At 74.0% G+C, this 13756-nt stretch carries 15 protein-coding genes; 9 read left to right on the top strand and 6 right to left on the bottom strand.

The features are described 5' to 3' along the window. Positions 1-256: 256 nt before the first annotated feature. Positions 257-769: a hypothetical protein gene (locus tag R4Z62_RS02350; protein WP_064531171.1), complete on the top strand. Its 513-nt coding sequence runs from the start codon at positions 257-259 to the stop codon at positions 767-769. Beyond that, entirely contained in the window at positions 766-2919 is a 2154-nt protein-coding gene (gene glgX / locus R4Z62_RS02345; protein WP_064531170.1) for a glycogen debranching protein GlgX, read from the top strand. The genes R4Z62_RS02350 and glgX overlap by 4 nt, the downstream gene beginning before the upstream one ends. A 62-nt stretch (positions 2920-2981) precedes the next feature. Here the strand turns inward: glgX and R4Z62_RS02340 are convergent, their stop codons facing one another. After that, positions 2982-3785 (bottom strand): VOC family protein, encoded by an 804-nt coding sequence (locus tag R4Z62_RS02340; protein ID WP_064531169.1) that lies wholly within the window; start codon positions 3783-3785, stop codon positions 2982-2984. 128 nt (positions 3786-3913) lie between these two features. Next, positions 3914-4705: an RNA polymerase sigma factor SigF gene (locus R4Z62_RS02335; RefSeq protein WP_064531168.1), complete on the bottom strand. Its 792-nt coding sequence runs from the start codon at positions 4703-4705 to the stop codon at positions 3914-3916. Between the two features lie 411 nt (positions 4706-5116). Between R4Z62_RS02335 and R4Z62_RS02330 the strand changes: the two genes are divergently transcribed. The 4 genes from R4Z62_RS02330 to R4Z62_RS02315 all read left to right on the top strand — a co-directional run bounded on the left by R4Z62_RS02330 (position 5117) and on the right by R4Z62_RS02315 (position 8035). Beyond that, positions 5117-5578 carry a MarR family winged helix-turn-helix transcriptional regulator gene (locus tag R4Z62_RS02330; protein ID WP_064531167.1) on the top strand — a complete coding sequence of 154 codons (462 nt, stop codon included), beginning with the start codon at positions 5117-5119 and terminating at the stop codon, positions 5576-5578. After that, positions 5575-6429: an ABC transporter ATP-binding protein gene (locus R4Z62_RS02325; RefSeq protein WP_064531166.1), complete on the top strand. Its 855-nt coding sequence runs from the start codon at positions 5575-5577 to the stop codon at positions 6427-6429. The genes R4Z62_RS02330 and R4Z62_RS02325 overlap by 4 nt, the downstream gene beginning before the upstream one ends. Next, positions 6389-7249 (top strand): ABC transporter permease, encoded by an 861-nt coding sequence (locus R4Z62_RS02320; RefSeq protein ID WP_064531165.1) that lies wholly within the window; start codon positions 6389-6391, stop codon positions 7247-7249. Before R4Z62_RS02325 ends, R4Z62_RS02320 begins: the two co-directional genes overlap by 41 nt. Positions 7250-7504: 255 nt before the next feature. Next, positions 7505-8035: a hypothetical protein gene (locus R4Z62_RS02315; RefSeq protein ID WP_064531164.1), complete on the top strand. Its 531-nt coding sequence runs from the start codon at positions 7505-7507 to the stop codon at positions 8033-8035. Positions 8036-8070: 35 nt separating this feature from the next. Here the strand turns inward: R4Z62_RS02315 and hemC are convergent, their stop codons facing one another. Continuing rightward, positions 8071-9006: a hydroxymethylbilane synthase gene (gene hemC, locus R4Z62_RS02310; protein ID WP_064531163.1), complete on the bottom strand. Its 936-nt coding sequence runs from the start codon at positions 9004-9006 to the stop codon at positions 8071-8073. A gap of 55 nt (positions 9007-9061) precedes the next feature. Continuing rightward, positions 9062-10096 carry an ATP-dependent DNA ligase gene (locus R4Z62_RS02305; protein ID WP_443069694.1) on the bottom strand — a complete coding sequence of 345 codons (1035 nt, stop codon included), beginning with the start codon at positions 10094-10096 and terminating at the stop codon, positions 9062-9064. Positions 10097-10195: 99 nt separating this feature from the next. Here R4Z62_RS02305 and R4Z62_RS02300 point away from each other — a divergent pair, with 99 nt between their 5' ends. Together R4Z62_RS02300 and R4Z62_RS02295 are read left to right on the top strand one after the other, a co-directional pair. Then, complete coding sequence (locus R4Z62_RS02300) at positions 10196-10576, top strand: DoxX family protein (RefSeq protein ID WP_382849687.1); 381 nt, start codon at positions 10196-10198, stop codon at positions 10574-10576. Then, positions 10573-11046 (top strand): peroxiredoxin, encoded by a 474-nt coding sequence (locus R4Z62_RS02295; RefSeq protein ID WP_385504805.1) that lies wholly within the window; start codon positions 10573-10575, stop codon positions 11044-11046. The genes R4Z62_RS02300 and R4Z62_RS02295 overlap by 4 nt, the downstream gene beginning before the upstream one ends. 33 nt (positions 11047-11079) lie before the next feature. Here R4Z62_RS02295 and R4Z62_RS02290 read toward each other — a convergent pair whose 3' ends face one another. Continuing rightward, a complete protein-coding gene (locus tag R4Z62_RS02290) occupies positions 11080-11682 on the bottom strand; it encodes a DNA polymerase ligase N-terminal domain-containing protein (protein ID WP_064531160.1) in 603 nt (200 codons plus the stop codon). 113 nt (positions 11683-11795) lie between these two features. Then, on the bottom strand, positions 11796-12626 hold the full coding sequence (locus tag R4Z62_RS02285) for an aldo/keto reductase (protein ID WP_385504803.1): 831 nt from the start codon (positions 12624-12626) through the stop codon (positions 11796-11798). Positions 12627-12780: 154 nt separating this feature from the next. Here R4Z62_RS02285 and R4Z62_RS02280 point away from each other — a divergent pair, with 154 nt between their 5' ends. After that, a complete protein-coding gene (locus R4Z62_RS02280) occupies positions 12781-13752 on the top strand; it encodes a TauD/TfdA dioxygenase family protein (protein WP_385504801.1) in 972 nt (323 codons plus the stop codon). The last annotated feature ends 4 nt before the right edge of the window (positions 13753-13756 follow it).

The raw sequence follows: 13756 nt of genomic DNA, 5'->3' as shown, positions 1-13756 counted from the left end.
CCGTTCACGGCGCTCGAGACTTTCACTCATGGTGCACGTTCAACGACACAGCGTCCTGTTGGATCTTCAACCAGGTCACCCGCCCGGTCCCGCGGTCTCGCCGGCCCGCGCCGTCCGCTCGTGTTGCACGAATGGCGTAGCGCCCGCACTGTGGTTCTGACTCAGAGGCAACAAACGCTCACGCTTCGTGCTCGGGGGTCCGGTCCGCAAAGGCGGGACAGGGAGCGCGGGCCCCGCCGGTGAGGAGCCAAGGACGATGAAGACCGCAGTGCCCTGCTACTACCACCTCGACGTGGAAGTCAGCCCGGAACGGGTCGGACAGGTCAGGCGCATCCTGGCCGCCCACCTCCGGCTCTGGGATCTGGAGGACCTCGTCGAACCCGTGTGCGGCGGCGCCGAGATGCTGCTGAACGCCATCGACGAGCACGCCCGGGACAAGCACACCTCCATCGAGATGTGGTGGACCGGCCAGCACCTCATCACCGCGGTCGGGGAGAACAACCACGACCTGCGCCCCGACCAGGACCTGCGCACCTGTCTGGCGCGCATCGCGGCGACCAGCGACGGCTGGGGCTGCTGCGCCGCCGAGACCGGGAGCAAGGTCATCTGGTTCTCGCAGCGGGCCCGCGCCGGGGTGCGTGTCCCGCTGGTCGCCAAGGCGCCGGCCCCGACCCTGCGCGAGGGCCTGAAGCCGCCCCGCGAGCTGGCCGTCGCCGCGCTCGCCTCCGCGCTGACCGGCCCCGAGGCCGTCCTGGAGGGGGCCCGGTGACCCGGCGCACCAGCCGCGCAAAGGGGGTGCCCGTGCCCGTGTGGAGCGGGTACCCCTATCCGCTGGGGGCCGCCTACGACGGCGAGGGCACCAACTTCGCCCTGTTCAGCGAGGTCGCCGACCAGGTGGAGCTGGTCCTCGTGGACGACGCGGGCACCCACCGGACGGTGCCGCTGACCGAGGCCGACGGCTTCGTCTGGCACGGCTATCTGCCGGGCGTCGGCCCCGGCCAGCGCTACGGCTACCGGGTGCACGGCCCCTGGCACCCGGCGGCCGGCCACCGCTGCAACCCGAAGAAACTGCTGCTGGACCCGTACGCCAGGGCGGTGGACGGGCGGATGGACGACCACCCCTCGCTCTACGAGCGGGCCCCGCACGGACCCGACCCGGCCGACAGCGCCGGACACACCCTGCTCGGCGTGGTCACCGACCCGGCCTTCGACTGGGGCGGCGACCGGCCGCCCCGGCGGGCCTACGCCGACACGGTGATCTACGAGGCCCATGTGCGCGGCCTGACCCGCACCCACCCCGACGTCCCGCCCGAGCTGCGCGGCACCTACGCCGGCCTCGCGCACCCCGCCGTCGTCGAGCACCTGACCTCGCTGGGCGTGACGGCCGTGGAGCTGATGCCGGTGCACCAGTTCGTGCACGACGGGGTGCTCCAGGGCCGGGGCCTGTCCAACTACTGGGGCTACAACACGATCGGCTTCTTCGCCCCGCACAACGACTACGCCGCCCACGGCACCCGCGGCGGGCAGGTCGCCGAGTTCAAGTCGATGGTCAAGGCGCTGCACGAGGCCGGCCTCGAAGTGATCCTCGACGTGGTCTACAACCACACCGCCGAGGGCAACGAGAACGGCCCGACGCTGTCCTTCCGCGGCATCGACAACGCCTCGTACTACCGCCTGGTCGACGGCGACTTCGCGCACTACTACGACACCACGGGCACCGGCAACAGCCTGCTGATGCGCCACCCCTACGTGCTCCAGCTGATCATGGACTCGCTGCGCTACTGGGTCACCGAGATGCATGTGGACGGCTTCCGCTTCGACCTGGCGGCCACCCTGGCGCGGCAGTTCCACGAGGTGGACCGGCTCTCCGCGTTCTTCGATCTGATCCAGCAGGACCCGGTGATCAGCCGGGTGAAGCTGATCGCCGAACCGTGGGACGTGGGCGAGGGCGGCTACCAGGTGGGCAACTTCCCGCCGCTGTGGTCGGAGTGGAACGGCCTGTACCGGGACGCCGTACGGGACTTCTGGCGCGGCGAGGAACACACGCTGGGCGACTTCGCCTCCCGGCTGACCGGCTCCTCCGACCTGTACGCCCACAACCGGCGCCGCCCCCGCGCCAGCGTCAACTTCGTGACCGCGCACGACGGTTTCACCCTGCGCGACCTGGTGTCGTACAACGACAAGCACAACGACGCCAACGGCGAGGACAACCGGGACGGCGAGAACTCCAACCGGTCCTGGAACTGCGGGGCCGAGGGCGACAGCCGCGACCCGGCGGTGCGCGAGCTGCGCGCCCGCCAGCAGCGCAACTTCATCGCCACCCTGCTGCTCTCGCAGGGCATCCCCATGCTGTGCCACGGCGACGAACTGGGCCGCACCCAGGGCGGCAACAACAACGCCTACTGCCAGGACAACGAGGTCTCCTGGATCGACTGGCGGCTCACCCGCGAGCAGCGGGACCTGGCGGACTTCACCCGGCAGGTCATCGGCCTGCGCACCGCCCACCCGGTGCTGCGCCGCCGCCGCTTCTTCCAGGGCGAGACGGCCACCCGCGACGACCAGCCGCTGCCCGACCTGGTGTGGATGCTGCCGGACGGCCGCGCGATGGCCGAGGAGGACTGGCAGCGCTCGGACGCGCACTCCGTCATGGTCTTCCTCAACGGCGACGCCATCGCCGAGCCCGACCCGCAGGGCCGGCCCGTGGTCGACGACTCGTTCCTGCTGCTGCTCAACGGCTACTGGGAACCGGTCGACTTCCGGCTGCCCGGCCCGGCCCACGGGGAGCGCTGGACCACGGTCGTCGACACCGCCGAGCCGCAGGGCCCCCCGGACGAGGCCGAGCACAAGCCCGGCGGCGACCTGCGCGTCGAGTCCCGCAGCCTGGTCCTGCTCACCCGGCCCCCGCGCACGGCCCGCTGACGCCGTACGCCCGCCGCCCCGCCCCGGAAGTCACCGGGGGCGGGGCGGCGGGCCGTACCTGTTCAGGCCTCCCTGCGGGAGGTCACCGTGAACTGCGCCCCGTCCGGATCGCGCAGCACGGCCTCCTGGGCGCCCTCGCGCAGCACACTGCCGCCGTGGCTCTCCGCCGTCCTGGCGCAGACGGCCACGTCCGCCACCCGGAAGTGGATCTGCCAGTGCGGCCGGATGGTGGGATCGGGGGCCGCCTCCAGCGCACCGGACTCGATCCGCGCCACCACCTCGCCGTGGCTGCGCAGGACCACCTCGTCGCCCTCGTAGCGGACCTCGCAGCAGCCGGGCCGCTCCGTCGCCCAGTCCAGGACCTCGCCGTAGAAGATGGCGGCGTCGAACGCGTCCCGGGTGTGCAGCCGGATGTAGGCCGGCGCGGCCTTGCGCCAGGTCTCCCAGTCGGTGAACAGCTCGCCCTCCCAGATCCCGAAGGTCGCGCCGTCCCGGTCCGCCAGCAGCGCGGCCCGGCCGGGCGGCAGCGAGATCGGGCCGACCGCCGAGGTGCCGCCGCGCTCCTGCACCCGCGAGACCGCCCGGTCGGCGCTCGGTACCGCGAAGTACGGGGTCCAGGCCACGGCCATCTGCCACATGGACGCCACCGCCGCGATCCCGGCGACCGGGGCGCCGTCGGCGAGCGCGATGCGGAAGCGGTCGCCGAGCTTGGCCGAACGCCACTCCCAGCCCAGCAGGGCCGAGTAGAACTCCTCCGTGGTCTCCAGGTCCCGGCTGGTCAGGCTGACCCAGCAGGGCGCGCCGCACACCGTGTGCGTGGAGACGACGCCGGTCGTGGGTCCGGCGGGTGTCGTGTCGTGGTTCATGGCACGTCCTGGTCTCGTCGGCCGGTGGCCACCGGTCTCACACCAGTGTCCGACCGGAACCCCCGAGGGCGCCTGCCGAGTACCCCCCGCGTGCCGCCGAAACGGCACCGGACGGGCGTCGGCGGGCGTCAGCCGGCCTCGGCGAGCAGCTCCTCGCGCAGCTGGGCGAAGCACCCGCTGAGCAGCCGGGAGACATGCATCTGCGAGATGCCGAGCTGCTGGGCGATCCGGCTCTGCGTCATGCCCCGGAAGAACCGCAGATAGAGGATCATGCGCTCACGCTCGGGCAGCGCCTGCAGACAGGGCCGTACGGCCACCCGGTCCACCACCAGGTCGTAGCGCGCGTCGGCCTCGCCCAGGCCGTCGCCGAGCGCGTACCCGTCGGTGCCCGGCACCTCCGCCTCCAGCGACAGCGCGGCGAAGCAGTCCAGGGCCTCCATGCCGGTGCGGACGTCCTCGACGCTCAGGTCGGTGTACTCGGCGATCTCCGCGACGGTGGGGGAGCGGCCCGGCGTCGTCTGGGCCAGTTCCTTGGCCGCGCGGCGCACCCGGTTGCGCAGGTCCTGGACCCGGCGCGGCACGTGCAGCGTCCACATGTGATCGCGGAAGTGCCGCTTGATCTCACCGGTGACGGTCGGCACGGCATACGCCTCGAACGCGTAGCCGCGCGCCGGATCGTAGTGGTCGACGGCCTTGACCAGGCCGAGCGCCGCCACCTGGTACAGATCCTCCAGTGCCTCGCCGCGGCCCCGGAAGCGGACCGCGATCCGCTCGGCCATCGGCAGCCACACCTGGACCAGCTCGTCGCGCAGCGCCTTGCGCTCCGCTCCCGCGGGCAGTCCCGCGAGCCGCTCGAAGGCCGCCGCCGTGTCGGGGGCGTCGTCGTGCGGGTGGGACTTCGTTCTGCCGGTGGTACGCATACGCTGCGCCTCCCTCAGCAGGTGCTGGATGGACGGACACCACGGGAGGCGCGGGGCAGATCCTGCCCGGATCACATCGGGGCCCGGCGCGTCGGCTCCCACGGGCGTGCCTCCGGTCCGAAGCACTGAATTGCGGATTCCCGAAGCCGGAGATCCCGAAACAATTCAGCGAATGCGGTGACGGTATGCATCCGGCCGGTCGCGAAATGATTTCATTCGTGTCCGGTGGATTGTCCCGCCGATTGGGCGAGCCTTCTTCGGAATTTGATTCCCGGGAAATGATGCGCATTTCAATGAACACGTCTCGCCCGCTCCTGGACCCGCGGCCCGGAAGGGGCACGCCGTGTCCTTGGCCGAGTCTTGGTCCGCCCTTGGCGGTACTTACCTCTGCTACAGAGGTAACGTCGAAGCATGGAAGCGGAACCGGAGATCCAGGCCGAGGAGCTGGCCGACGCCCTGGTCGGGGTGCAGCGGCTCGTCCGGCGCCGGCTGCGCGCCGGAGCGACCGTGACCCGGCTGCGCGGCGCCGAGGTCGAACTGCTGCGCCTGGTCGAGACCCGCCCCGGCATCGGCGTCTCGGAGGCGGCCAAGGAACTGCATCTGGCGGGCAACTCCGTCTCCACCCTGGTCAACCGGCTCGTCCGGGACGGCCAGCTGGTCCGGGAGACGGACCCCGCCGACCGCCGGGCCGCCCGGCTGCTGCTGACCGAGGCCGCCGGGGCGCGGCTGCGGGACTGGCGCGCCCGCCGCGTCGCCCTGGTCCGCGACCAGCTGGACCGGCTGCCCGAGGCCGACCGGGAGGCGCTGCGCGCCGCGCTCCCCGCCCTGCGCCGGCTGGCCGAGAACCTGCGCGAGGAGGGCGACCGCCCATGACCAGCGACGCCGCCGCACCCGACGCCGTCACCTGCACCCGGCTCACCTACACCTTCGGCGGCACCCACGCCGTCGACGGCCTGGACCTGGCCGTGCGGCCGGGCGAGGTGTTCGGCCTGCTCGGACCCAACGGCGCCGGCAAGACCACCGCCATCCGCTGCGTCACCACCCTGCTGCCGGTCCCCGCCGGCATGGTCCGCGTCTTCGGCCACGACCCGGCCGGCGACCGGATGGCCGTGCGCCGGCTGCTGGGCTACGTCCCCCAGCAGCTGTCCGCCGACGCCGCCCTCACCGGCCGGGAGAACGTCACCCTGTTCGCCCGCGTCTTCGACGTGCCGCGTCGCGAACGCGCCGCGCGGGTCGCCCAGGCACTGACCGCCGTCGACCTCACGGACGCCGCCGACCGGCTGGCCAAGACCTACTCCGGTGGCATGATCCGCCGTCTCGAACTGGCCCAGGCCCTGGTCAGCGCCCCCCGCCTGCTGATCCTCGACGAGCCGACGATCGGTCTCGACCCGATCGCCCGCACCGGGGTGTGGGAGCACATCAACGCCGTACGCGCCGCCACCGGCATGACCGTCCTGGTGACCACGCACTACATGGACGAGGCCGACCAGTACTGCGACCGGGTCGCCCTGATGCACCGCGGCCGGATCCGCGCCCTGGGCACCCCCGGCGAGCTGCGCCGGGGCCTGGGCGAACGGCGCCGCGCCGAGGGCGGCCCCGCCGCGGACGCGCCGCCCACGCTGGAGGACGTCTTCCGCGAGGTGGCCGGCAGCGGCCTCGACGACAGTTCAGGAGATTTCCGCGATGTCCGAAGCACCCGTCGCACCGCCCACCGGGTCGGCTGACCCCGCCTTCGCGGACGGCATCGGCCTGCTGGTGCGGCCCCCCGAGCCCCGCGCGGGCTGGCGGCTGCTGCCCGCCCGGGTCGCCGCCATGTGCGCGGTCGAACTCCAGAAGCTGCGCCACGACCGCACCGAGCTGTACACCCGCGCCGTCCAGCCCGCCCTCTGGCTGCTGATCTTCGGCCAGACCTTCACCCGGATCCGCGCGATCCCCACCGGCGGCCTGCCCTACCTGGACTTCATGGCCCCGGGCATCATCGCCCAGTCCGCGATGTTCATCGCCATCTTCTACGGCATCCAGATCATCTGGGAGCGCGACGCGGGCGTCCTCAACAAGCTGCTGGTCACCCCCACCCCGCGCTCGGCGCTGGTCACCGGGAAGGCGTTCGCGGCCGGGGTGAAGTCGCTGATCCAGGCCGTCGTGGTCATCGTGCTGGCCGCGCTGCTCGGCGTGGCGCTGACCTGGAACCCGCTCCGGCTGCTCGGGGTCGCCACGGCCGTGGTCCTCGGCTCGGCGTTCTTCTCCTGCCTGTCCATGACCATCGCCGGGATCGTGCTCAGCCGCGACCGGCTGATGGGCATCGGACAGGCCATCACCATGCCGCTGTTCTTCGCCTCCAACGCCCTGTACCCGGTGGCCGTGATGCCCGGCTGGCTCCAGGCGGTCAGCAGGGTCAACCCGCTCAGCTACCAGGTCGACGCCCTGCGCGGGCTGCTGCTGGGCACCCCCGCGCACCTCGGCCTCGACTTCGCCGTGCTCGTCCTGGCCGCCGCCGCGGGCATCACCGCGGCCTCCGCGCTGCTCGGCCGGCTGGCCCGGTGACCGCGGCGGGGTGACGGCCCGTCGTCGGCGGCGCGGGGGAAACCGTCACCGGCGGGCCGCGCGCCGCCCCCGCCGGACGTGATGTGCGGCACGCCCGCGGCCGGGAAAATGATCACCCGCCGGGGGATTCCGCCAGCGCACGGCTTGATCACGGGTCAATGCCGCGGAATTACCCGGCCGCCGCGCATTCCGCGCATTTGACAGTGCGCTCGGCCCACAGATAGGAAACAGCTCTTGGAAGTCGAGAGGTGCGCTGTGTACGAGCCGAACGTGGTCGGGGACTGGCAGGAGTACGACGAGTACGCCGGCCTGCGCGTCCGCGTCCACCGACTGGAACGGGCCGAGCCGCCCCGCGGCCGGGACGACGCCGCCGAGGGACTGGCGTACTTCCGTGTGCGGGCCACCGTCGAGAACCGCGGCACCAAGCACTTCGGCGTCCACCTGGAGGACGGCCAGATCGACGTGCGGATCGGCCCCGACGGCGAGAGCGCGTTCGTGGACTGGCGCAACTCCCAGTTCATCGAGGGCTACGACGTCCACCCGCTGCGCCGGGCCACCGCCGTGCTGTACGCGGCGGGCCCGGAGGACTCCCTGCACCAGGTCGACGTCCAGGTGCAGCTGCGCGTGGACGAGGAGTGGACCGACCGCCGCCTGTGGAGCGGCGGCGTCGGCGTGCACGAGGCGCCCGTCGGCACCGGCGCGCCCTGCCCCGGCGGGCCGGGCGGCCTCGCCCACCAGATCAGCGTCTTCCTGCGCGACCAGGCGGAGCCCGGCGCCACCGGCTGACCCGCCCCGCGCCCGGCGCGGGGCGGGCTCGTACGTCAGTGCGGGATGCCGTCGATGATCTCGCGGGCGCCCTGCCGCAGCAGCGCCACCGCGACCGATGTGCCCAGCGTGGCCGCGTCCAGCCGGCCCGCCCACTCGTGCGCGTTCAGCCGGGTCTTGCCGTCCGGGGTGAACACACAGGCCCGCAGGGAGAGTTCCCCGCCGCCGTCGACGTGCGCGTACCCGGCGATCGGGCTGTTGCAGTGCCCCTGGAGCACATGCAGGAGCATGCGTTCCGCGCTCGCCGCCCGATGGGTGTCGCCGTCGCCGAGCCCGCTGACGGCCTCGATCAGCGCGTCGTCTCCCTCGCGGCACTGGAGGGCCAGGACGCCCGCGCCGACCGGCGGCATCATCGCGTCCACGGACAGCACCTCGGTGATCACGTCCTGCCGTCCGATGCGCTCCAGACCGGAGGCGGCCAGCAGCAGCGCGTCCGCCTCGCCGGCGGCCAGCTTCTCCAGCCGCCGGTTGGCGTTGCCGCGGAACGGCACACAGACCAGTTGCGGGTGGGACGCGGCCAGCTGGGCGATCCGGCGCACCGCCGAGGTGCCGACCCGGGTGCCGGGCGGCAGCTCGTCCAGGGTGAGCCCGCCGGGGTGGACCAGGGCGTCGCGGACGTCGTCCCGCTTCAGGAACGCGGCGAACGTGGTGCCCGCGGGCAGCGGCCGGTCCGCGGGCACGTCCTTCAGGCAGTGCACCGCGAGATCCGCCTCGCCGGCCAGCAGCGCCGCGTCCACCTCCTTGGTGAACGCCCCCTTGCCCTCGACCTTCGACAGCTCCCCGAGCCACTTGTCACCGGTGGTCTTCACCGGCACCACCTCGGTGCGCACACCGGGGTGCAGGGCGGCCAACTCGGCGCGGACACGCTCCACCTGAGCGAGCGCCATGGGCGAGTCGCGGGAGACGATACGGATCAGTTCGGGCGCGGACATGCGGGACACGATAGACCTTCGGCCGGGCCCGCACGCCGCGGACCCGGCCCGGCCCTCACGGCCGCGTGTCGTCCGGCAGGTCGGCCGCCGCGTCCTCGGGAGCCAGGTCGGGGCGCAGCCGCAGCCAGGACGGCTGGCGCAGCATGCCCGCCCGGGTGCGGACGCTGTAGCGGACCTCGCCGACCAGCCGGGGCAGCACCCAGCGCGCCCCGCGGACCGGGGGCACCGGGTCGAAGGGGCACACATCGGTGGCCAGGCCCGCGAGCAGCCCGGCCAGCTCCGCCCGCTCGGCCTCGCTCCAGCCGGTGCCCACCCGGCCGACCCAGCGCAGCCGCCCCCCGCCGCGCTGCCCCACCAGCACCGCGCCCGGCAGCCCCGTCAGCCGCCCCTTGCCGGGCAGCCAGCCGCCCACCAGCACGTCCTCGCCGCGCATGTTGCGGATCTTGATCCAGGCCCGGGAGCGCACCCCGGGCTCGTACACCGAGTCCAGCCGCTTGCAGACCAGCCCCTCCAGGCCGTGCTCCCGGGTGGCGGCCAGGGCGCGGGCCCCGTGGCCGGCCACGGCGGCGGGCGTGGACCAGTACGGGCCGTGCAGCCCGAGCGCCTCCAGCCGCTCGCGGCGCCGGGTGTAGGGCAGCGCGAGCAGCGGCCGCCCGTCCAGGTGCAGGACGTCGAAGAGCACCAGGTGGACGGGGACGCGCGCGGCACGGCGCGCGGCCAGCGCGGGCGCGTGGGCCAGCCCCATCCGCCCCTGGAGCAGCTGGAAGCTGGCCCGGCCCCGCTCGTCCAGGGCCAGCACCTCGCCGTCCAGGACCGCCGGGACGGTGCCCAGCGCGCGGCCCAGCGGCGCCAGCTCGGGGTAGGCGGCCGTGATGTCCTCGCCCGAGCGGGCCCGCAGCAGCAGGCTGCCGTCGCCGGGCAGATAGGCCACCGCGCGCTGCCCGTCCTGCTTGGTCTCGTACGCCCAGCGCGCGTCCTGGGCGGCGGGCGGCAGGGTGCCGGGGGTGGCGAGCATGGGCGCGATCAGCGGCAGGGTCACGGCTGAGATGTCGACGGGCGGGCCGTGCGCCACGCCGGACGCCGCGCGCATTCCCCTGATCGGGGGCCTCTCCCCAGTCGTACTTACTCTCCAGTAGGATCGCGCCGCGGAGCTGCCTCAGGTCCGCCGCTGGTCTTCGGAGGAGGAACCGTGCCCCGGTCCGAACGCTCACCCCTGCTGCTCGCCGCTCTGCTGGCCACCGCGGGGACCGCCCACTTCGCCTCGCCCCGCCAGTTCGACGCCATCGTCCCGCGCGCCCTGCCCGGCGCACCGCGCACCTGGACCTATGCCAGCGCCGTCGCCGAGTTCGCGCTGGCCGCCGGCCTGGCCGTGCCCCGCACCCGCAAGGCCGCCGCGCTGGCCGCCGCCGCGTTCTTCGTCGGGGTCTTCCCGGCCAATGTGCGGATGGCGGCGGACTGGCGCGACCGGCCCGCCCGGCAGAAGGCGGCGGCCTACGGGCGGCTGCCCCTCCAGGTCCCGCTGGTGCTGTGGGCGCGCAGCGTCGCCAAGGGCGCGGGGCGCGCCGCGTGAACGGGCAGGGCGCGCCGCGCCGCGGCGACACCGTCGAGGACTTCGCGCTGCCGGACGAGAGCGGGACCACGCGGACCCTGTCCGGACTGCTCGCCGAGGGCCCGGTGGTGCTGTTCTTCTACCCGGCCGCCCTCACCCCCGGCTGCACGGCGGAGGCCTGCCACTTCCGGGACCTGGCGGCCGAGTTCGCCGCCGTCGGGGCGCGTCCCGTCGGCATCAGCGGTGATCCGGTGGAGCGCCAGCGGGAGTTCACCGGGCGGCACGCCCTCGGCATGCCCCTGCTGTCCGACGCGGACGGCACCGTGCGCGAACGCTTCGGCGTACGGCGCGCTCTGGCCCTCGCACCGACCAGACGGGCCACCTTCGTCATCGGCCGGGACCGCTCCGTCCTGGAGGTGGTCCGCAGCGAACTGCGCATGCGCGCCCACGCCGACCGGGCCCTGGCCGCCCTGCGCGCCCGCCACGCCTGACGCCCGGACCGGGCGCGGGGCCGCGGGTCCCATTCACTCCGCGCCGCCGTCCGCGGCGACCTGGGCCAGGGTGCGGCCGGTGCGCACCGAGCGGGCCCGGCGCGGGTCGGGGGTGCCGTGCGCCGCCGCCCGGCCCTCGTCCTTCTTCACCAGCAGCCAGGCGTCCTCGTCGTCGCCCCGGAACCGGGTCAGGGCGTACGTGCCGTGCAGCTTCGCGCCGTGCAGCCGGAACGTGGCGTGCCCGTGCTCCAGCGACGCGGCGAAGTCGACCGGACGCCCCCGGCGGTCGTGGCTCAGCGGCTCGTAGGTGCCCCGGTCCCAGACGATCACCGTGCCGCCGCCGTACTCCCCCCGGGGGATGACGCCCTCGAAGTCCTCGTACTCCAGCGGATGGTCCTCCGTGGGCACCGCGAGCCGCTTGTCGTGCGGGTCGTCGGAGGGGCCCTTCGGCACCGACCAGGACCGGAGCACGTCGCCCACCTGGAGCCGGAAGTCGAAGTGCATCCGGCGGGCGTCGTGGATCTGCACCACGAAGCGGGGAGCGGGTCCGGAGCCCGCCCGGCCGCCCGAGGGCTCCCGGGTCCGCCCGAAGTCACGCCTGCCGCGGTACTCCCCGAGCCGTTCGTCCCTGCTCACGGGGCCTCCTCGCACCTGTCGCCGGATCCTCGCACCTGTCCGCCGGATCCGCCCGGCCCGGGTACCCCCGGCGCGCCGGCCGACCCGCGCGCCGGGGGTACTCCTCGTGCGCCTCAGAACTCCTCGTGCGTCTCGGGGGCCCCGCCGAGGCGCCGCGGCTTCTCGTGGGTGAGCGCGTCCAGCTGGTCCTGGTCCAGGGTGAACCCGAAGACGTCCAGGTTCTCCCGCTGCCGTCCCGGGTCCGACGACTTCGGCAGGGGCAGCGCGCCGAGCTGGATGTGCCAGCGCAGCACGGCCTGGGCGGGCGTCACCCCGAGCTCCCGCGCCACCGCGACCACCGACGGGTCCTCCAGCACCGCGGGACCGCGGCCCAGCGGGCTCCAGCTCTCGGTGCGGATGCCCTTGGCGGCGTGGAACTCCCGCAGCTCAGGCTGCGGGAAGAGCGGATGCAGCTCGATCTGGTTGACGGACGGCAGCACGCCCGTCTCCCGCTCCAGCCGCTCGATGTGCTCCCGGGCGAAGTTGGAGACGCCCACCGAGCCCACCAGGCCCTCGTCACGGAGCTTGAGCATGGCCCGCCACGACTCCACGTACCGGTCGACGCGGGGGAGCGGCCAGTGGATCAGATACAGGTCGACGCGGTCCACGCCGAGGCGCCGCCGGGACTCCTCGAAGGAGGCGAGCGTCTCCTCGTAGCCGTGGTGGCGGCCGGGGAGCTTGGTCGTCAGCACGACCTCCTCGCGCGGCACACCGCTGCGCGCGAGCGCCCGGCCCACGCCGGTCTCGTTGTCGTAGTTGACCGCCGTGTCGACGAGCCGGTAGCCGAGGCGCAGGCCCTCGGCCACCGCCCGCTCCGCCTCGGCGTCGTCCATCGGCCAGGTGCCGAGGCCGACGGCGGGCAGCCGGGTGCCGTCGTCGAGCGGACAGGTGGGGATGCCGGTCACGTGGGGGAACCTTCCCGTCGATGGTCGGAGGGCGGCCGGGGCCGCGGGGCCGGTACCGGCATCCGCCGGGCGCGCGGCACACGGCACTGTCGCCACCGTCCGCAAAGCCTGCCACGATCTGCCTGGTACGTGACGGACGACCAGCGGAGCGCGCATGACGACGCACACGGACACGGCGGACGGCACCGCGGCGGGCGGCCTGGAGGTGAGGCCCGTCGCCGGACACATCGGGGCGGAGATCACCGGGGTGGACCTGGCCGCCGGCCTCGACGAGACGGCGGTCGCGGCGATCCGCGCGGCGGTCCTGCGCTGGAAGGTGGTGTTCTTCCGCGGCCAGCGCCTCGACCACGCCGGGCACGTCGCCTTCGCGCGTCGCTTCGGCGAGCCGGTGGTGCTGCGCCGGCGCGGCGGCGCCTCGCCGCCGGACGTCCCGGAGGTGGAGACCACCGCCGACCGGCTGGAGCTGGGCGGCCGGTTCGGCATGGACCACGACGAGTGGCTGCGGCGGCGCCGGCACTCGCTGCTGCGCGGCTGGCACTGCGACCACGGTGCCCGGATCGACCCCCCGGCCGCGACGATCCTGCGCGCCGAGAGCGTCCCCCCGTACGGCGGCGACACCACCTGGTCCGATCTGGCCGCCGCCTACGCCGGACTCTCGGCGCCGGTCCGGGCCTTCGCCGACACGCTGCGCGCCGAGCACCGGCTCGGCGTCGGCTACCAGCCGCGCCCCGGCGACGACGCCTACGTCCGCCACCTGCTGGAGCGTCAGATCGCCACGGTGCACCCGCTGGTGCGCGTCCACCCGGAGACGGGCGAGCGGGTGCTCTTCGTCAACGGCTACTACGTCGAGCAGATCGAGGACGTCTCCCGCGCGGAGAGCCAGGCCCTCCTGGAGATGCTGCTGGAGCAGGCCGTACGCCCCGAGTACACGGTCCGCTTCCGCTGGGAGCCGGGCAGCGTGGCCTTCTGGGACAACCGCGCCACCGTCCACCTGGCGCCCGCCGACAACGCGCACCTCGGCGTCCCGCGGATCATGCACCGGGTGATGCTGCACGGGGAGGTGCCGGTCGGCGTGGACGGGCGTCCCTCCGAGCCGGTCACCGGCAGCGAGCCGGGCCGCTGGTGAGAGC

This window comes from Streptomyces sp. PL-25 (assembly GCF_058344915.1).
This window is presented reverse-complemented; position numbering and strand designations above follow the sequence as displayed.